Raw genomic sequence first — 17965 nt, 5'->3', positions numbered from 1 at the left:
GCGGCGGCCGTCCTCCAACGTCAGCGCGGCGCGGTCCGGTGTTCCTCCCCTTCGGCCGGCCCGGCCGCACCGGCCGGCCGCCCGTGCCGACCGCGAGAGGCCGCCGCCCGCGTCCACGCGGGCGGCGGCCTCCCACCGCGCCGGCGCGCGCCCCGCCCCCAGGCGGGGGAGCGCGCCGGCCCGAGCGCTCGCGGCGCTCAGCTGTCCTAGATGTCGTAGTACAGCTCGAACTCGCGCGGGTGCGGGCGCAGCCGCAGGGAGTCGATCTCCTCGGTGCGCTTGTAGTCGACGTAGGTCTCGATGAGGTCCTGGGTGAAGACACCGCCCTCGAGCAGGAACTCGTGGTCGGCCTCCAGGGCGTCCAGCGTGGCGTCCAGCGACGCGGGGACCTTCTCGATGGCCTCGGCCTCGGCCGGGGGCAGCTCGTAGAGGTCCTTGTCGACCGGCTCCGGCGGCTCGATCTTGTTCTTGATGCCGTCGATCCCGGCCATCAGCATCGCGGAGAACGCGAGGTAGGGGTTGGCCGAGGGGTCGGGCACGCGGAACTCCAGGCGCTTGGCCTTGGGGTTGGACCCGGTCAGCGGGATGCGGATGCACGCCGAGCGGTTGCGCTGGGAGTACACGAGGTTGACGGGGGCCTCGAAGCCGGGCACCAGGCGGTGGTAGGAGTTGATGGTCGGGTTGGTGAACGCCAGCAGCGCCGGGGCGTGCTTGAGCAGGCCGCCGATGTAGTAGCGCGCGGTGTCGGAGAGCTGGGCGTAGCCCGACTCGTCGAAGAACAGCGGTGCGCCGTCCTTCCACAGGCTCTGGTGGCAGTGCATGCCCGAGCCGTTGTCGCCGAAGACCGGCTTGGGCATGAAGGTGACCGACTTGCCCGCCTGGTACGCCGTGTTCTTCACGATGTACTTGTAGAGCTGCACGTTGTCGGCGGACTTCAGCAGGGTGCCGAACTTGAAGTCGATCTCGGCCTGGCCGGCGGTGCCGACCTCGTGGTGCTGGATCTCGACCTCGATGCCGGCCTCGATCAGGTTGCGCACCATGGTCGAGCGCAGGTCGCTGTAGTGGTCGACCGGCTCCACCGGGAAGTAGCCGCCCTTGTAGCGCGGCCGGTAGCCCAGGTTCGACTCGCCGTTGCGGGTGCCGGTGTTCCAGGCGCCCTCGACGGAGTCGATGTAGTAGAAGCTCGCGTTCTCCGAGGTCTGGAACCGGACGTCGTCGAAGATGTAGAACTCGGCCTCGGGGCCGAAGAACACGGTGTCGGCGATCCCGGTCGAGGTCAGGTACGCCTCGGCCTTGCGGGCGACGTTGCGCGGGTCGCGGCTGTAGGACTCCCGGGTGAAGGGGTCGTGCACGAAGAACGTGACGTTCAGCGTGGGGTGCTCGCGGAACCGGTCCACGACGGCCGAGGTGACGTCCGGCAGCAGGAGCATGTCGGACTCGTGGATGGCCTGGAACCCGCGGATCGACGAGCCGTCGAACATCAGGCCCTCGTCGAAGGTCCCCTCGTCGACGTGCTCGATGGGGAGCGTGAAGTGGTGCGTGGCCCCGAACAGGTCGGTGAATCGGACATCGAGAAACTTGATGCCCTCGTTGCGGGCGAAGGCCAAAAGCTCTTCGGCACTGCTGAACAAGACTTACCTCCGTGCAGGTGAAAGAGGCGCGGCCGGTTGCCCGCATCGTCGCGGAACCCTACCTAAACATCGCAACCTCCCGGCTACGGCAACGACGCTAGGAGCGGGCGATTTCCGGACCATGTCTCATATGTTTCTTGGGCGTTACGGAGACCGGTGTTTTCCCTGCCTACAGCGCATGCGCGCACGCTTGGCGGTGAAACCGGACACACGGGCGGCGGTGCGGACGCCATGTGCGAGAGCGCTACCCCGACCGTAACCCGCCTACCGCACCGATACGGTTGTGACCATGGGTGACACGACAGGCGCATCCGAGGAGACGCCGTTCCGCTACCGCGGCAACCGGCTGGGCATGCCCGAGCACGGCCCCGGGTCGGTGCCCGGCATCGGCCGCCGGCTCCTGGCCCTGCTGCTGGACTGGCTGCTGTGCCTGCTGGTGGCCTCGGCCCTGGCGGGCGGCGGCCCCGGCGACCCCGCCGGCGCCGCCGCGTCCTCGTGGCCGGCGCTGCTGGTCTTCGCCGGCTACAGCATCGTGCTGCTCACCCTCTTCGGCACCACCCTGGGCAAGCGCATCGTGGGGATCGAGGTCGCCGCCACCGGCGACCGGCCGCTGCCCTGGCCCGTGGCCATGGCCGTGCGCACGCTGCTGCTGTGCCTGGTCATCCCGGCCGTGGTCTACGACCGCGACCACCGCGGCCTGCACGACCGCGTGGCCGGCACCATCACCCGCCGCCTGTAGCGGCGGCGCGGGCGCGGATGCGCGCTCCACGAGGCCCCGCGTCAAACGCGACGGGCCGCGCCCCCGAGGGGGCGCGGCCCGCTGTGGTCTCCAGCCGTTCCCGGCCGTTGGGCGTGGGCGGGGCGGCGCCTCAGCGCCCGCCCTGGGCCTTGGGGCCCTTGGGCATCCGCACGCCCTTGGGGATCGGCCCCTTGGGCATCTGCACGGCCGGCGGCAGCGCCTTGAGCCGGTAGCGGAGTTCGGCGACCTCGGCCTTGTCGAGGTTGCGCGGCAGCTTGAGGAGGTGGCGCTGGAGGTCGGCGATGCGCACCTGCTTGTCGCCGTTGCCCACGTGGAGGTCGTAGATGGGGGTGTTGTAGGCCACCCGCGACACCCGCTTCTTCTCGGCGGCGATCAGCCCGCGCACCCGCGCGGGGTCGCCCTCGCCGACCAGCACCACGCCCGGGCGGCCCACCGCGCGGTGGACGACGTCCATCTGGCGGGTGGCGCCCACACCCGGCTCGGTGGTCCAGTCGCCGCGCATGTTGTCCAGCACCGCCATGGCGGCGCCCAGCCGGCCGTCGAGCATCTGGTACTGCACGCGCTGCGCCGACCGGGTGAAGTAGATGAACCCGGCGAGGAAGGCCACCGGGATGCCCAGCGTCAGCCAGTACAGCCAGCCGCCGAAGAGGAATCCGCCCAGGACCGACAGCGCCACCAGCACCACGAAGATGCCGACCGCGAGCGGGATGCTGCGGGGGCTCTGCTGGTGCACCACCCGGGCGACCATGCCGATCTGCTTGAGGCGGCCGGGGGGCTTCTCGGCGCCGCCGCCGCTGCCGCGGGCGCCGCCCGAGCCGCTCGCGGTGGCCGTGGTGTCCTTGGGCTTCTTCGCCATCGTCTTTCCAGGCAGGGTGCGCCGGCGCTGCACCGAAGGGGGCAACCTCCTGCTCTGCCTGTCCTCCTCCTCGGTCGAACGGATGGGGCGGTGCGACCGCGCGGGTCGGCACGGGATCGCCCGCTGACGCGCGGGCCGCGCTTTTCGGACGGCCCCGGCGGCGGCCGGAGCCGGACCGCCTGACCGTCCGTCTTCAGCATATGGCCAGTGCCCCGGCCAACGTGAAACGGCGGCCGCCCGGCCGCCGTCTCAGGTTGGTCACGGATGTGCGCGGCGGGCCGCTAGCGCGCGGCCTCGGCGCGCTTGTCGACCGCCTGCTGGTAGAGGCGCCCGGCGCGGTAGGAGGACCGCACCAGCGGCCCCGACATCACGCCGGCGAAGCCGATCTCCTCGGCCTCGGCCGCCAGCTCCACGAACTCCTCGGGCTTGACCCACCGGTCGATGGGGTGGTGCAGCTTGGAGGGCCGCAGGTACTGGGTGATGGTCAGCAGGTCGCAGCCGGCCTCGTGGAGGTCGCGCATGGCCTGGCTGATCTCGTGGCGCTCCTCGCCCATGCCCAGGATCAGGTTGGACTTGGTGACCAGTCCGTCGGCGCGGGCCTTGGTGATGACCTCCAGCGACCGCTCGTAGCGGAACCCGGGGCGGATGCGCTTGAAGATCCGCGGGACGGTCTCGACGTTGTGCGCCAGGACCTCCGGCCGCGACCCGAACACCTCGGCCAGCTGGTCGGGGTCGGCGTTGAAGTCGGGGATCAGCAGCTCCACGCCGGTGCCGGGGTTGAGCTCGTGGATCTTGCGCACGGTCTCGGCGTACAGCCAGGCGCCGCCGTCGTCGAGGTCGTCACGCGCCACGCCGGTGACCGTGGCGTAGCGCAGCCCCATGGTGCGCACCGAGTTGGCGACCTTGGTGGGTTCGAGGCGGTCCATCGGGCTGGGCTTGCCCGTGGCGATCTGGCAGAAGTCGCACCGGCGCGTGCACTGGTCGCCGCCGATGAGGAACGTGGCCTCGCGGTCCTCCCAGCACTCGTAGATGTTGGGGCAGCCGGCCTCCTGGCAGACGGTGTGCAGCCCTTCGCGCTTGACCAGGGAGTGCAGCTCGGAGTACTCCGGGCCCATCTTCGCCTTGATCTTGATCCAGGGCGGCTTCCTCTCGATGGGCGTCTGGCTGTTGCGGGCCTCAATCCGCAGCAGCTTGCGGCCCTCTGGCGCGATGGTCAACGCGGTTCCTTTCCTGCGACCCTCGTGGGGCGGTGGTGGCGGGCGGGCGCGGGCTCAGGCCTCGGCGAGCGCGGCCGGAGCGGCGGGCTCGGGCGCGCCCTGGTGGTGGCGGACGCGGTCGGCGCCCAGCACCGCCGCCAGGTGGCGCTCGACAAGCGGCACGACCTCGGCCACGGGCACCTCGCGGCCCAGCTCGCGGCTGAGCGAGGTGGTGCCGGCGTCGGTGATGCCGCACGGGATGATGCGGTCGAACCAGCTGAGGTCGTTGGCGCAGTTCAGCGCGAAGCCGTGCATGCCGACGCCGCGGGCGATACGGCAGCCGATCGCGGCGATCTTGCGCTCGGTGAGGCCGCGGTCGGGGTCGGCGTCGAGCCAGACGCCGGTGCGGCCCTCGACCCGCTTGCCGGCCAGGCCGAACTCCGCGATGGTGCGGATGATCGCCTCCTCCAGCATGCGGACGTAGGCCACGACGTCGATGGGGTCGGGCAGCCGGACGATGGGGTAGACCGTGACCTGCCCGGGGCCGTGCCAGGTGAGCCTGCCGCCGCGGTCGATGTCGACGATGGGGGCGCCGGGGTCGGTCGCCGGGCGGTCCCAGGGGCCCGTGCGCTTGCCCGCGGTGTAGACGGGTTCGTGCTCCAGCACGAGCACGGTGTCGGGGATGAGGTCGGCGACCCGGTCGGCGTGCACCCGCTTCTGCAGATCCCAGCCCTCGTGGTAGGGGACGGGGGCCTCGCCGAGGCGGGCGAAGACGAGCTGACTCATACATCCCACCTTATGCCCCGCCACCGGGCCGGGCGATGTCGCCTAGCGCACCGCCCGGCGCCGCCGCGGGGCGGGAATAACGCGCGGTGGCCGGGCGTTTCGGCGCGCTCCCGCACCGGCCCCCGCCCGCCCGCGCCGCGCGCCGAGCCGGTCCCGCCCGCGCCTCGGGAGGGCGGCGCGAAGGACCCCGCGGACGCCCGCGCGGCGGCCCCGGCGCGGGCCCCTGGCCGCACCCGGCCGGGCCGGACAGGTTTTTCCGCGGAATCAGGCGCCGATTTCCGCCAAACGGCTGCGCGCGGTCCCGCGGGGCCATACCTTTGAGTCAGGAACACGGGACTCCTCGTAACGGCCTGGGAGTTCTGGGGTTTCCGGCGGTGCCCCCTTCGCGGGGCCTCCGCCGAACACAGACCTTTGGTGATGGGGATCACCAGGGGGATGGTGAATGGTGGGGTAAAAAGCGGGGCGGTACCCGGGTCACCGGATACCGCCCCGCTGCCTTTCCGCCGCGCGGCGCGCGGCGCACCCCCGCGGGGCGGCCCCGGCCCCAAGGCCGCGGCCGCCCCCGCGCCGGGCGCTAGGCCAGGCCCAGCTCCGACTCGAAGTCGCCCTCTTCCAGGCGCTCGCGCACGTCGGCCAGGAACCGGGCGGCGTCGGCGCTGTCGATGAGCCGGTGGTCGTGGGTGAGCGCCAGGTACATCATCGAGCGCACCGCGATCACCTCGCCGAGCTCGGGGTCCTCCACCACGACGGGCCGCTTGACGACCGCGCCGGTGCTGAGGATGCCCACCTGCGGCTGGTTGATGACCGGCGTGTTGAACAGCGCGCCCACCTCACCGGTGTCGGCCAGGGTGAACGTGCCGCCGCTCAGCTCGTCGGGGTTGAGGTCGCCGGTGTGCGCGCGCTCGGTCAGGTCGGCGATCTTGCGGGCCAGACCGCCGAGGTTGAGGTCGCCGGCGTCCTTGATGACCGGCACCAGCAGGCCCGGCTCGGTGTCGACCGAGATCCCCAGGTTCTCGATGCTGTGGTAGGTGACCTCGTACTTGGCGCTGTCGATCACCGCGTTGAGCTTGGGGTGGGCCTTGAGCGCCTCGACCGTGGCCAGCGCGAAGAACGGGAAGAAGCCCAGTTCGACGCCCTCGCGGGCCTCGAACTGCTCGGCGGCGCGCTCGCGCAGCCGGGCGATGTTGGTGACGTCGACCTCGATCACCTGGGTGACCTCGGCCGAGATCTTCTGCGACTCCGCCATCTGGTCGGCGATGGTCTGGCGCAGCCGCGACATGGTCTCGGTGCGGCCGCGCAGCGTGGTGTCGGCCACCGGGCGCCGCGCCGGGGTGCGGGCGGGCTGCTGCTGGGCGGCGGCCGGGGCCGCGGGGGCCTCGCGGCGGCGGCGCGCGGCCTCCTGGACGTCCTGCTTGCGGATGCGCCCGCCCACGCCGGTGCCCTGCACCTGGCTGAGGTCCACGCCCTCCTGGGCGGCGAGCTTGCGCACCAGCGGGGTCACGTAGGCCTCGGTGACCGCGTCGGTGCCCGACGCCCGGCCGGTGCCGCTCAGGGTCTCGACGTCGACCGGCGGGGTGATGTCCTCGCGGCTGGGGCGGGGGGAGGGGGCCGGGGCGGCGGGCTCGGGCGCCGGCGCGGGCTCGGTGGCGGCCTGCTGCGGAGCGGCGCTCTCGGCCGGGTCGGACTCCGGCTCCTGGGCCTGCGGCTCCTCGGCCGCGGCGGCCTCCTGGGACTGCTCGGCGGCGGGCGCCTCGGCGGGCTCGGCGGTGTCCTCGGCGCCGGCCCCGGCGTCCTCGCCCTCACCGCTGATGATCGCGATCTCCGCGCCGATCTCCACGGTCTCGTCCTCGGCGACGAGGATCTTGCTCAGCACGCCCGCGACAGGCGACGGGATCTCGGTGTCGACCTTGTCGGTCGAGACCTCCAGGAGGGGCTCGTCGACCGCGACGGTGTCACCCTCCTTCTTCAGCCACTGGGTGACGGTGCCCTCGGTGACGCTTTCGCCCAGGGCGGGCATTGAAACGGAAGTCGGCATGGGTTCCTCTTAGATGGACGTGCGAAACGCGGGGATGCGAAAGCGGGGCGGGGACGGCCGCCCCGCCCCGCGGACGCGTCACTCGTGGACGTGCAGCGGCTTTCCGGCCAGTGCGAGGTGCGCCTCGCCCAGCGCCTCGGACTGGGTCGGGTGCGGGTGGATGAGCTGCGCGACCTCCGAGGGCAGCGCCTCCCAGTTGTAGATCAGCTGGGCCTCGGCGGTCAGCTCGCCCACGCGGCTGCCCACCATGTGCACGCCCAGCACGGGGCCGTCCTTCTGGGCGATGACCTTGACCGAGCCCTGGGTCTGCAGGATCTGGCTCTTGCCGTTGCCGCCGAGGTTGTAGTCCTGCTCGACGATCTCGTAGCCGCGCTCCTTGGCGGCCTTGGAGGTCAGGCCCACCGAGGCGACCTCGGGCTCGCTGTAGGTGATGCGCGGGACGCCGGCGTAGTCGATGGCCGGCGGGTTGAGGCCGGCCAGCTGCTCGGCGACGTAGATGCCCTCGGCGAACCCGACGTGGGCCAGCTGCAGGGTCGGGATCAGGTCGCCCACGGCGTAGATGTTGCCGACACCGGTGTGCAGGTTCTCGTCCACCTTGACGAACCCGCGCTCCAGCTGGATGCCCTGTTCCTCATAGCCCAGGCCCTCGGAGACGGGCGCGCGGCCGATGGCCACGAGCATCATCTCGGCCTCCAGGCTCTTGCCGCCCTGGAGGGTGACGCTGACGCCGGAGTCGGTGGTCTTGACGCTCTCGAACGGGGTGCCCAGCTCGTACTTGATGCCGCGCTTGCGGAAGGCGCGCTCCAGCAGCTTGGAGGAGGACTCCTCCTCGACCGGCACCAGGTGCGGCAGCGCCTCGACGATGGTGACCTCGGCGCCGTAGGAGCGCCACACGCTGGCGAACTCCACGCCGATGACACCGCCGCCCAGGACCACGACCGACTTGGGGACGCGGTCGAGCTTGAGCGCGTGCTCGCTGGTGATGATCTTCTCGCCGTCGATGTCCAGGCCCAGGGTCTTGGGCTTGGAGCCGGTGGCGAGCAGGATGTTGGTGCCCTTGTAGGCGGTGCCGTCGACGGTGACCTCGTCGGGGCCGGTGAGCTTGCCCTCGCCCTCGATCACGGTGATGCCGTGGGCCTTGATCAGGCCGGTCAGGCCGCGGAACATGCGGCTGACGACCTTGTCCTTGTAGGCGTTCACGCCGGCCATGTCGATGCCCTCGAAGCCGGCCTTGACGCCGAAGGTCTCGCTGTCCCGCGCGGCGTCGGCGACCTCGGCCGAGTGCAGCAGCGCCTTCGTGGGGATGCAGCCGACGTGCAGGCAGGTGCCCCCGAGCTTGTCTTTCTCGATCAGGCCGACCTTCATGCCCAGCTCGGAGGCGCGGATGGCGGCGGCGTAGCCGCCGCTGCCGGCGCCCAGGATCAGCAGGTCGAAGGTGCCGCCGTTGTCACTCACGGGAAGGACACTCCTTGATGTGGATGTTCGTGTTCGTCTGGTCTGACGTGTCCGCGCGACCCGGCGCGTGTCCCGCCCGGCCGCAGTCGGTCTTTCAATGTGCGCGGTCGGTCGGGCGCTCCCGCCCGGCCGCGGGTCAGTCCCGGTCGGCCGCCAGGTTCTCGGTGATCCGCACCAGGGTGCGGGTGGCGGCCCCCGTTCCGCCCTTGGGGGTGTAGCCGTAGGGCCCGCCCTGGTTGAACGCCGGGCCCGCGATGTCCAGGTGCGCCCAGCGGACGCCCTCGGCGATGAACTCCTTGAGGAACACCCCGGCGCTGAGCATGCCGCCCCAGCGCTCGCCGGAGACGTTGGCGATGTCGGCCACGGCGGAGTCCAGGCCCGAGCGGAGTTCGGCGGGCAGCGGCATCGGCCAGCCGGACTCCCCGGCGGCCGCGGCCGCGGCGACCACGTCGTCGCGGACGGAGTCGTCGTTGGACATCACGGCGAAGACCCGGGTGCCCAGGGCCACGAGCTGGGCGCCGGTGAGGGTGGCCACGTCGACGATCAGGTCGGGGTCGTCCTCGTGGGCGCGCACCAGCGCGTCGGCCATCACCAGGCGGCCCTCGGCGTCGGTGTTGAGGACCTCGACCGTGGTGCCGCCGTAGATCGTGATCACGTCGGAGGGGCGCTGCGCGCCGCCGCCGGGCATGTTCTCGGCGATGGCGAGGTAGCCCACGGCGTTGACGGCCGGGGCCAGCCGGGCGATGGCGCTCATGGCCCCCAGCACCGCGGCGGCCCCGCCCATGTCGGACTTCATCCAGTCCATGGACCCGGCCGGCTTGAGCGACAGGCCGCCGGAGTCGAAGGTGATGCCCTTGCCCACGAACGCCACCGTGCGGGTGGCCTCGGGGTGGGTGTAGGCCAGCCGCACCAGGCGCGGCGGGTTGTCCGAGCCCTGGCCCACGCCGATGAGGCCGCCGTAGCCGCCCTCGTGCAGCGCGGCCTCGTCGAGGACCTCGACGGCCAGGCCGTTCTCGCGGGCGACCTGCTCGGCGATCCCGGCCAGGTCCTCGGGCACGAGGTCCACGGGCGCGGTGTTGACGAGGTCGCGGGCGAGGTTCACGGCACCGGCGAGGGTGTCGGCGCGCTCGACGGCGGCCTGGGCGCCCGCGGCGGCCGAGACCACGCGGATCTCGGCGGCGGGGGAGCGGGTGTCGTCGCCGGTGCGGTAGCGGGTGTAGGAGTAGTCGCCCAGCAGCGCCCCCAGCGCCGCGGCGTGGGCGCGTTCGGCGGTGTCGGCGGGCAGCGCGACGGCCACCCGGGCGTGGTCGCGCCCGCGGGCGCGCAGCGCCGCGCCGGCGGCGCGCGCGAGGGTGTCGGGGTCCACCCCCTCGCCCTCGGCGGGGGCGTCGCCCAGGCCCACAGCGATCACCACGGGCGCCTTGAGGGCGCCGAGCGTGGGCACGGTGTGCACCTCCTCGGCGGCACCGCGGGCGCCCAGTTGCGCCAGCGCCCGGGAGAGGCCGCCGGAGAAGGCGGCGTCGACGTCGTGAGCGCCCGACGCGGGCTGGGGAGCGTCGGACGCCGCCGCATGGTAGCCGACCACCACCGCGTCGACGTCGAGCGAACTGGGGGATTCCGTGATTACTGACAACGACGTGCTCACGCCCCTGATGCTAGCCCTTGTGACGTCCCGCCCGGCACGCTGCCCACGGCGTGTGCGCATACACCGCGAAGATCCCCACAAGTTGCGTGCGCGGCGAAAAGCGGCCGAACTTCTCCGCGCAGCGGGGTCCGACATCCGCACCGGTCACGAACACGGCGGTCTTTGCCACTCCGGGCGCCGCCGGGATCCGGCCTGGTCGCCGCCGGAGCGGCGGCGGCCGCCCGGCGTTCCGGGCGGCGGCCGCGCGCCGAAGGCCGCCGAGAGCCCAGCTCAGCGGCCGGTCGACGCGGGGCCGTGTGAAAAATTGTGACGATGCCGACAGATCTCCCCGCTGGCGTGCCGGACACCCCGATCACGCGCCGCCACCCCCGCTGAGCGGCCAGGACGCGAAAGCGGCCGGTTCCGGCCTCATGTCCCCGGCGCGGGATTGGCCCCGCTGAGGGCGCCCGCCGGTGTGCCGGAAAGGGCGGGGTGCGTGGCGGCCCGGTGCCCGGTCGAGGGCGCTGGGGTGGCGGCCGAGGGGCGTTCGCGAGCGGGCCGCATCGGACGATCACCACCGGTTCCGCACCGTGATCGGCCCCGGCCCGCCCGCCGCCCGCGTACCCGGCCTCCCAGGTCAGCCCGCCTGGGCGGCGATGGCGGTTGTCACGAGGGCCGCTGTCGTGGCGGTCTCCGCGAGGGCGCCCAGGACGTCGCCGGTGATTCCGCCCAGGCGGCGCCGGGCGCGGTGGAGCAGCGCCGCCGCCGCGCCCGCGCCGACGGCGACCGCCGCGGCGCATCCGGCGGCGAAGGCGGGTCCCGCCGCCAGCCCCGCGAGGGCGGCGGCGGCCAGTGCCCCCGCGCTCGCGCCCGCCGCCGCGCCCCAAGGCACCGTGCCCGCGACGAACGCGCCCAGGCCCTCCGGGCGCGCCGGCGGCACGCCCGGCACACAGGCCAGGGTGATCGCCAGCCGGCCCGCCACCACGGCGGCCACGACGGCACCGGCCCCCGCCGCCGGCGACGCCTCGGCGATGCCGCCGAGTGCCGCCACCTGCACGAGCAGCACGAGCACGAGGGCCACCACCCCGAACGGCCCGATGTCGGAGCGGCGCATCACCTCCAACGCCCCCTCGGCCGGGCGGCCGCTGCCGAGGCCGTCGGCGAGGTCGGCCAGTCCGTCCAGGTGCAACCCCCGGGTGAGCAGCGCCAGCACGCCGATCGCCAGCGCCGCCGCGAGCAGGCCCGGCAGGTCCAGGGCGCGGGCGGCCAGCAGCACCAGGGCCGCCCCAAGGCCCAGCCCGGCGCCCACCAGGGGGGCCAGGGACATGGCCCGCCCCGCCACGGTGCGGTCGACGCGTCCCGCACCCACCGGCACCGCCGTCAGCGTGCCCGCCGACATGCGCAGCCCGTCGAGGCAGCCGCGCGGCAGGCGGCGGCCGCGCCGGTCGCCGGATCCGCCCGTGCCCGGACGGCCGCCCGGCTCACCGCCCTCGGCGCCCCCGCCTGGGGTACCGGTACCGCCACCGCCGCCTTCGGCACCGTTCCCGCTCCGGGTTCCGCCTGCGGCACCGCCGCCTCCGGCAGCGGTCACGGAAGCTCCAGCACGCGACCGGCCGTGGCCAGCACCACCTGCTCCGACTCCGCCGCCAGAAGCTGGTTGAGGCGCCCCAGCCAGTCGCGGAAGACGTTCCCGGCGGCCGTGGGCGGCACCACGCCCGAGCCGACCTCGTTGGTGACCGCCACCACGAGCGCCCGGCAGCCGCGCCAGGCCAACACCAGGTCGTCCACGCGCGCGGCCAGCGCGTCCTCGGCGCCGGCGGGCGCGGGCTCCTGCCACATCCCGCAGGCGTCCATGGCCGCGGCCAGCCACGTGCCCACGCAGTCGAACAGCACCGCCCCCTCGGCGCCGCGCAGCACGGCCGCCGCGTCGGGGGTCTCCTCGGTCTTCCACCACGACGGGCGGCGGGCGCGGTGCTCGGCGACGCGGCGCGCCCACGCCGCGTCCTCCGCCTCCGGTGAGGGGCCCGTGGCCAGGTAGAGGACCTCGGGCTCGCCCAGCAGGCGGCGCTCGGCCTCGGCGGACTTGCCCGAGCGCGCGCCGCCGGTGACCAGCACGCGGTGGGGGCCGCGCACCCGTTCCGGGGGCCAGGTCGACGGCGGGCACCACAGCTCCTGGCCGTCGGAGGGACAGAGCGCGCCCCACAGCCGCGCGCGGCGCTCGAACTCGGCGGGGGAGTGGACCCGGTGGTCTCCGCCGACGGCGACCACCGCGGTGGTGGCGCCCACCACCCCTGCCCGGCGCAGCGCGCCGATGGTGGCGGGGGACTCCCCGGCGTCCACGATCGCGACGTCCACCTGGTGGGCGGGTACGCCTGCGGCCGGTAAGGGGACGGTGTTCTCGCCGTCGACCCCCTCAGCGCCGGCGCCGCCGGAACCGGGCGCCGGTTTTGGCGGCGGGTCGGCGGGGGCGTCGGGGCGCGCGTACAGCAGCCGGCCGCCCCCCGGCCCCTCGACCAGGGTGCCGTAGGGCGTGCGGGCGACGGTGTAGCCGGGCGGGGCGGGGGAGACGGGTCCGGCGGCGGGGTCGCGCAGGACGAGCGCGTTGTCCACCGCGATCCGGACGGGGGCGCGCCGGTTCTCCGCCGCCCGGTTGCAGGAGGCGCAGCGGCACTGGGGCGCGGGCCATCCGGCGGGGCCGGAGGTGCCCGAGAGACGGATTCGCACGCTGGCCAGTTAACAGCATGGCGGGGTGCTTCCGGGCCGCCGAGCACCCCCTTCGCGCAGGTTGCGCGGTGTGCGCGGTGCGCGGCGGAGCGGCGCGGCCGCCGTCCGCGGTGCGCGGCGGCACCGCACCCGCCACCGGGCCGGCGCGGGCGGGGCGGCCTATCCTCGGAATTCCCACAGGGGGTCCGGCCCGAGCCCCGCAGGGGGCGGCGCCGGCCGCGCACACCGACGAAAGGGTGGCCCATGGCCTGGAGCTGGCGGTATGAGACGGAGCACGGCGAGGCGCTGGACGGCGGGTCGCTGCCCGGCGAGCTGTTCTCCTCGCGGGGCGACGCCGAGAGCTGGCTCGGGGAGAACTGGCGGAGCCTGGTCGAGGGCGGTGCGGCCCGTGTCACCCTCGTCGAGGACGACCGCGCCGTGTACTCGATGAGCCTGGACGAGCCCGCCTGACGCGCGCGGGACGCTCCCCCGCAACCCGGCGCACACGCCCGCGGGGGCGGCGCCCCGCGCCGCCCCCGCTGACCGGCGAAGGCCCTGCGCAAGGCCGGGGGCCTTACGGCCGCTTCGGGGGGCTGACCGTCAGTTCGGGGTCGCGCTGCACGCTGTCGCCCAGCACCTCGTCGATGCGGCGCAGCAGGTCGGCGTCGAGGCGCCTGCCCGCGGCGCCGACGTTGTCGCGCACCTGCTCGGGGCGGGAGGCGCCGATGATGGCCGACGACACGTTGTCGTTCTGCAGCACCCAGGCCACCGCGAGCTGGGCCAGTGACAGCCCCGCCTCCTCGGCGAGCGGCACCAGCCGCTGCACGCGCTCCAGCAGCGCGTCGTCGAGCAGGCCCCGGTTGTTGAGGAACCGCCCGCCGGCGGCGTCGGTGGCGCGCGAGCCCTCCGGCGGCGCCTGGCCGGGCCGGTACTTGCCGGTGAGCACGCCCTGGGCGATGGGGGAGAACACGATCTGCCCCAGCCCCGCGCGCTCGCAGACCGGCACGACCTCCGACTCGATCACCCGCCACAGCATGTTGTACTGCGGCTGGTTGGACACGATCCGGTCCAGGCCCAGTTCGTCGGCGATCTTCAGCGCGCGCTCGATCTGGTCGGCGCGCCACTCCGAGACGCCGACGTAGAGCACCTTGCCCTGGCGCACGAGGTCGTCGAACGCCCGCAGGGTCTCCTCCAGCGGGGTCTCGTAGTCGAACCGGTGCGCCTGGTAGAGGTCGAGGTAGTCGGTGCCCAGACGGCGCAGGGACTCCTCGACGCCGCGGACGATGTGCTTGCGCGAAAGCCCGCGGTCGTTCCTCCCCTCGCCGACCGGCCAGTAGACTTTGGAGAGGATCTCGACGCCGTCGCGACGCCGGCCCTTCAGCGCCCGCCCGAGGACCTCCTCGGCGCGGCCCTGCGCGTAGACGTCGGCGGTGTCGAAAGTCGTGATGCCCTCGTCCAGCGCGGCGTGCACGCACGCGATGGCGGCGTCCTCCTCGACCTGCGAACCGTGGGTGATCCAGTTGCCGTAGGAGATCTCACTGACGACGAGGCCACTGCTGCCCAGATGCCGGAATTCCATGGCAGCACCCTAGCCCGCCGCCGTCCGGCTGACGGGACGCGGGGCGCCCCGGCCCCGCCGCGCGGAGCGCCCGCGCCCGCCGGGCGGGCACGGGGAAGCGGCCTGTGGCGGCGGGGCCGCACCGCGGCCCCGCCGCCACAGGCCGCGGGAAGGCTCGGAGGTGTCAGCGCGTGGGCTCGGGAACCGGCTGGCCCGGCTTGACCCTGGGCTTGGGCAGCCGCAGCCGGCGCACCTGGAGCTGACGCATGGCCGCGTACATGCCCGCGCCCCGCACGGTGGGGTCGTCGGGGAACAGCTCGCGCGCCCGGCGCTTCACGCGGTTGCCCACGAAGACGCCCTCGGCCAGGATCGTGACCATCATGGCCGGCCACACCACATAGGTGACCGCGAGGTTGATCTGCGGGAACGGCAGGAAGAGCAGCGCGATGATGGCCAGGGAGAAGTACAGGAAGAACTCGCTGACGCTGCGCCGGGAGTCCACGACGTCGCGCGCGTAGGCCCGGACCGGGCCGAGGTCCTGGGGCCGGAAGTGGCGCTCCTCGCCCTTGGCGGCGCCGCCGCGCTGGGCGACGCGCTGGGCCTCGCGCTGCTGGCGCTCGCGGTACTGCCGGTAGGCCTCGCGCCGGCTCTGCGGCGCGTTCAGCGGCCGGCGCAGCGCTTTCTCGGCCTCGCGGCGCTTGGGAGTGGGCGCACCCTTCTTCGGGGTATATCCCTTAGGTTGGGTGGCCTCAGCGGTGGCAGAGCCGGGCGCGGCCGTATCTTCGGATGCGGGAACGGAGCGACGTCGGAACACGTCTTCCAGAGTAGCCGGTCCGAGCTTCATGGCGACCCCACGCGCGAGCGCGTAGGGTTGGATGCAGCGCCCGCCGGGAACAGCCGATTTACGGACCGAGAAGGGGACGGCCACGCCGATGAGCGTGTTTCAGCGACTTTCCATGATCTTCAAGTCCAAGGCCAACCGGGCACTGGACTCCGTCGAGGACCCGCGCGAAACCCTCGACTACTCCTACCAGAAGCAGCTGGAACTGCTGCAGAAGGTCCGCCGCGGCGTCGCCGACGTCGCCACCTCCCGCAAGCGCGTCGAGCTGCAGGTCCAGCAGCTCGAGCAGCAGTCCGGCAAGCTGGAGAACCAGAGCCGCGCGGCGCTGCAGGCCGGCCGCGAGGACCTCGCGCGCGAGGCCCTGACCCGCCGCTCGGGCCTGCAGTCCCAGATCGACAGCCTCAAGCAGCAGCACGAGCAGCTGCAGGGCGAGGAGCAGAAGCTCACCCTCGCCGCCCAGCGCCTCCAGGCCAAGGTCGACTCCTTCCGCACCCGCAAGGAGACCATCAAGGCCACCTACACCGCCGCCCAGGCCCAGACCCAGATCAGCGAGGCGTTCTCCGGTATCTCCGAGGAGATGGGCGACGTCGGCCTGGCCATCCAGCGCGCCGAGGACAAAACCGCCCAGATGCAGGCCCGCGCCGGCGCGGTCGACGAACTCCTCGCCTCCGGCGCCCTCGACGACGTCAGCGGCTCCTCCAAGGACGACATCCAGGCCGAGCTGGACCGCATGGCCAGCACCAGCGGCGTGGAGCTGGAGCTGGAGCGCATGAAGCGCGAACTCGGCCAGGGCAGCGGCTCCGGCACCGCCCCCCAGATCGAGGAGGGCGACTCCCGCGCCGGGGGCCCGGCCGGCAACGGCAGCCAGGTCCAGCCCTACCGCCAGGGGGAGGGCTCGTGATCGTCCGCATCATGGGCGAGGGCCAGCTGGACCTCAGCGACGCCGACCTCGACCTCCTCAACCAGTTCGACCGCACCCTTGAGGAGGCGATCGAGTCCGGCAGCGAGGAGACCTTCCGCAAGGCGCTGCACGACCTCCTGGAGCGCGTCCGCCAGGACGGCAAGCCGCTTCCCCCCGAGTCGCTGGAGCCGTCGGAGTTCATCCTCCCGCCCGCCGACGCCAGCATGGACGAGGTCCGGGACATGCTCGGCGACGAAGGGCTCATCCCCGACCTCACCTGATCGCACCGGCCGCGCCCTGACCCGGCGCCGCCTACCGGCCGCTCTCCGAAGGCCGCCGCGCACCGCGCGGCGGCCTCGGTGCCGCCCGGGGCCGGCCCCGGCCGCCGCGCCCCCGCGGCCGCCTCCCCGGAGCACCCCCGGCCCCCTCCCCGCGCCGGCACCCGCCCGCTCGGCCGCGCCCGCCGGGCCCGCTCCGCGGCCCCCGCACCGCCCGCCCCCGAAGGCCGCCGGTGCGCCCCCACGGCCCCGTTCAGCTGCGGCGACTACACTGCCAAGGAATCCGCGACGAAGCCGTCGATCCGCGGACGGAGGGGTCCCGCTGTGGCTGGTTCCAGATTCATCCCCGACCGCGGGCTGACCACCCGCATGGTCGCCACGATGGCGCTGCTGGGAATCCTCTACGTGGCGTTCGTCATCGCCCTGTACCTGGTGGGCATGCCCGTCGTCCTGCTCGTGCTGGTCGTGGTCGGCTTCGCCGTGGTGCAGTACTTCACCTCCGACAGGATCGCCATGTTCTCCATGGGCGCCCGCGAGGTCGCGCCCGCCGAGGCGCCCGAGCTCCACGCGGTCGTCGACCGCCTGTGCGCCATGGCCGACATGCCCAAGCCCAAGGTCGCCATCGCCCGCACCGACGTGCCCAACGCCTTCGCCACCGGCCACAACCGGGGCAACGCGGTCGTGTGCGTCACCACCGGCCTCCTGCGCCGGCTGGACACCGCCGAACTGGAGGCGGTCCTCGCCCACGAGCTGTCCCACGTGGCCCACCGCGACGTCATGGTCATGACCATCGCCGGGTTCCTCGGGATCGTCGCCGGGTTCCTCACCCAGATAGGCCTGCGCTTCGCCATGGTCACCGGCGGCGCCCGGAGCAACAACAACGGCCCCGCGCCCGCCGTGGTGGCGCTGCTGGTGGTGCTGGTCAGCGCCGTGGTGTGGGCGCTGAGCTTCCTGCTGACCCGGGTGCTCTCGCGCTACCGCGAGCTGTCGGCCGACCGCGCGGCCGCCTACCTCACCGGCCGCCCCTCGGCGCTGGGCAGCGCCCTCACCAAGATCAACGGCGACATGGCCCGCATCCCCACGACCGACCTGCGCCGCGCCGAGCCGTTCAACGCGTTCTTCTTCACCCCCGCGGTGTCCCAGAAGGGCTTCAGCCTCAGCCAGATGTTCGCCACCCATCCGCCCGTCGAGCGCCGCCTCGCCCAGCTCGCCGACATCTCCCGGCAGCTGGGCACGGGAGCCTGAGCCGCCCGCGCCCGGTCCACTCACACCCGTCCGCCCGCCGCCCGCGAACCCGCGAACCCGCCCGCCGCACCGGCCGACCTCGGGAGGAACCGCCCA

Annotated in this window: 16 protein-coding genes; 5 read left to right on the top strand and 11 right to left on the bottom strand. The window is 73.6% G+C overall.

Features of this window, described 5'->3' with window-relative positions:
* Positions 1 to 206: 206 nt before the first annotated feature.
* A complete protein-coding gene (gene glnA / locus HNR12_RS06165; RefSeq protein WP_179766595.1) occupies positions 207 to 1631 on the bottom strand; it encodes a type I glutamate--ammonia ligase in 1425 nt (474 codons plus the stop codon).
* 289 nt (positions 1632 to 1920) lie between these two features.
* Here glnA and HNR12_RS06160 point away from each other — a divergent pair, with 289 nt between their 5' ends.
* Entirely contained in the window at positions 1921 to 2370 is a 450-nt protein-coding gene (locus tag HNR12_RS06160; RefSeq protein ID WP_179766594.1) for an RDD family protein, read from the top strand.
* Positions 2371 to 2500: 130 nt separating this feature from the next.
* On the opposite strand, the gene HNR12_RS06155 is transcribed toward HNR12_RS06160, so the two are convergent.
* The 8 genes from HNR12_RS06155 to HNR12_RS06120 form a co-directional block, all read right to left on the bottom strand.
* Positions 2501 to 3247 carry a DUF4191 domain-containing protein gene (locus HNR12_RS06155; RefSeq protein ID WP_179766593.1) on the bottom strand — a complete coding sequence of 249 codons (747 nt, stop codon included), beginning with the start codon at positions 3245 to 3247 and terminating at the stop codon, positions 2501 to 2503.
* Between the two features lie 281 nt (positions 3248 to 3528).
* A complete protein-coding gene (lipA, locus tag HNR12_RS06150) occupies positions 3529 to 4464 on the bottom strand; it encodes a lipoyl synthase (protein ID WP_179766592.1) in 936 nt (311 codons plus the stop codon).
* Between the two features lie 54 nt (positions 4465 to 4518).
* Positions 4519 to 5229, bottom strand: a complete 711-nt coding sequence (lipB, locus tag HNR12_RS06145) for a lipoyl(octanoyl) transferase LipB (protein ID WP_179766591.1) — start codon at positions 5227 to 5229, stop codon at positions 4519 to 4521.
* A 574-nt stretch (positions 5230 to 5803) separates the two neighbouring features.
* Positions 5804 to 7264, bottom strand: a complete 1461-nt coding sequence (gene sucB, locus HNR12_RS06140; RefSeq protein WP_246425009.1) for a 2-oxoglutarate dehydrogenase, E2 component, dihydrolipoamide succinyltransferase — start codon at positions 7262 to 7264, stop codon at positions 5804 to 5806.
* Positions 7265 to 7342: 78 nt separating this feature from the next.
* On the bottom strand, positions 7343 to 8719 hold the full coding sequence (gene lpdA / locus HNR12_RS06135; protein WP_179766590.1) for a dihydrolipoyl dehydrogenase: 1377 nt from the start codon (positions 8717 to 8719) through the stop codon (positions 7343 to 7345).
* 136 nt (positions 8720 to 8855) lie between these two features.
* Positions 8856 to 10364: a leucyl aminopeptidase gene (locus HNR12_RS06130; RefSeq protein ID WP_179766589.1), complete on the bottom strand. Its 1509-nt coding sequence runs from the start codon at positions 10362 to 10364 to the stop codon at positions 8856 to 8858.
* A gap of 616 nt (positions 10365 to 10980) precedes the next feature.
* On the bottom strand, positions 10981 to 11742 hold the full coding sequence (locus HNR12_RS06125; protein WP_179766588.1) for an adenosylcobinamide-GDP ribazoletransferase: 762 nt from the start codon (positions 11740 to 11742) through the stop codon (positions 10981 to 10983).
* Between the two features lie 188 nt (positions 11743 to 11930).
* Entirely contained in the window at positions 11931 to 12959 is a 1029-nt protein-coding gene (locus HNR12_RS06120) for a bifunctional adenosylcobinamide kinase/adenosylcobinamide-phosphate guanylyltransferase (RefSeq protein ID WP_179770437.1), read from the bottom strand.
* Positions 12960 to 13310: 351 nt separating this feature from the next.
* On the opposite strand from HNR12_RS06120, the gene HNR12_RS06115 reads away from it, so the two are divergent.
* Positions 13311 to 13517, top strand: coding sequence for a hypothetical protein (locus HNR12_RS06115; protein ID WP_179766587.1), 207 nt, complete (start codon positions 13311 to 13313; stop codon positions 13515 to 13517).
* A gap of 103 nt (positions 13518 to 13620) precedes the next feature.
* Here HNR12_RS06115 and HNR12_RS06110 read toward each other — a convergent pair whose 3' ends face one another.
* Positions 13621 to 14625: an aldo/keto reductase family protein gene (locus HNR12_RS06110; protein ID WP_179766586.1), complete on the bottom strand. Its 1005-nt coding sequence runs from the start codon at positions 14623 to 14625 to the stop codon at positions 13621 to 13623.
* 163 nt (positions 14626 to 14788) lie between these two features.
* Positions 14789 to 15418 (bottom strand): DUF3043 domain-containing protein, encoded by a 630-nt coding sequence (locus HNR12_RS06105; RefSeq protein WP_308118984.1) that lies wholly within the window; start codon positions 15416 to 15418, stop codon positions 14789 to 14791.
* Between the two features lie 118 nt (positions 15419 to 15536).
* Here HNR12_RS06105 and HNR12_RS06100 point away from each other — a divergent pair, with 118 nt between their 5' ends.
* From HNR12_RS06100 to htpX, 3 genes are all read left to right on the top strand, one after another.
* The gene (locus tag HNR12_RS06100) at positions 15537 to 16346 is read left to right on the top strand and encodes a PspA/IM30 family protein (RefSeq protein ID WP_179766584.1); all 810 of its coding nucleotides are present in this window, start codon (positions 15537 to 15539) and stop codon (positions 16344 to 16346) included.
* A complete protein-coding gene (gene pspAA / locus HNR12_RS06095; RefSeq protein WP_179766583.1) occupies positions 16343 to 16627 on the top strand; it encodes a PspA-associated protein PspAA in 285 nt (94 codons plus the stop codon). Before HNR12_RS06100 ends, pspAA begins: the two co-directional genes overlap by 4 nt.
* A 321-nt stretch (positions 16628 to 16948) precedes the next feature.
* Complete coding sequence (gene htpX / locus HNR12_RS06090; protein ID WP_179766582.1) at positions 16949 to 17869, top strand: zinc metalloprotease HtpX; 921 nt, start codon at positions 16949 to 16951, stop codon at positions 17867 to 17869.
* Positions 17870 to 17965: the final 96 nt, after the last annotated feature.

Source organism: Streptomonospora nanhaiensis, assembly GCF_013410565.1.
Lineage (GTDB): Bacteria > Actinomycetota > Actinomycetes > Streptosporangiales > Streptosporangiaceae > Streptomonospora > Streptomonospora nanhaiensis.
This window is presented reverse-complemented; position numbering and strand designations above follow the sequence as displayed.

Bases quoted from the DNA above. Each gene is read 5' to 3' on its own strand.
- lipB (WP_179766591.1), bottom strand. From the start codon at position 5,229: ATGAGTCAGCTCGTCTTCGCCCGCCTCGGCGAGGCCCCCGTCCCCTAC.
- HNR12_RS06155 (WP_179766593.1), bottom strand. From the start codon at position 3,247: ATGGCGAAGAAGCCCAAGGACACCACGGCCACCGCGAGCGGCTCGGGC.
- HNR12_RS06160 (WP_179766594.1), top strand. From the start codon at position 1,921: ATGGGTGACACGACAGGCGCATCCGAGGAGACGCCGTTCCGCTACCGC.
- HNR12_RS06100 (WP_179766584.1), top strand. From the start codon at position 15,537: ATGAGCGTGTTTCAGCGACTTTCCATGATCTTCAAGTCCAAGGCCAAC.
- sucB (WP_246425009.1), bottom strand. From the start codon at position 7,264: ATGCCGACTTCCGTTTCAATGCCCGCCCTGGGCGAAAGCGTCACCGAG.
- HNR12_RS06115 (WP_179766587.1), top strand. From the start codon at position 13,311: ATGGCCTGGAGCTGGCGGTATGAGACGGAGCACGGCGAGGCGCTGGAC.
- HNR12_RS06125 (WP_179766588.1), bottom strand. From the start codon at position 11,742: ATGTCGGCGGGCACGCTGACGGCGGTGCCGGTGGGTGCGGGACGCGTC.
- HNR12_RS06110 (WP_179766586.1), bottom strand. From the start codon at position 14,625: ATGGAATTCCGGCATCTGGGCAGCAGTGGCCTCGTCGTCAGTGAGATC.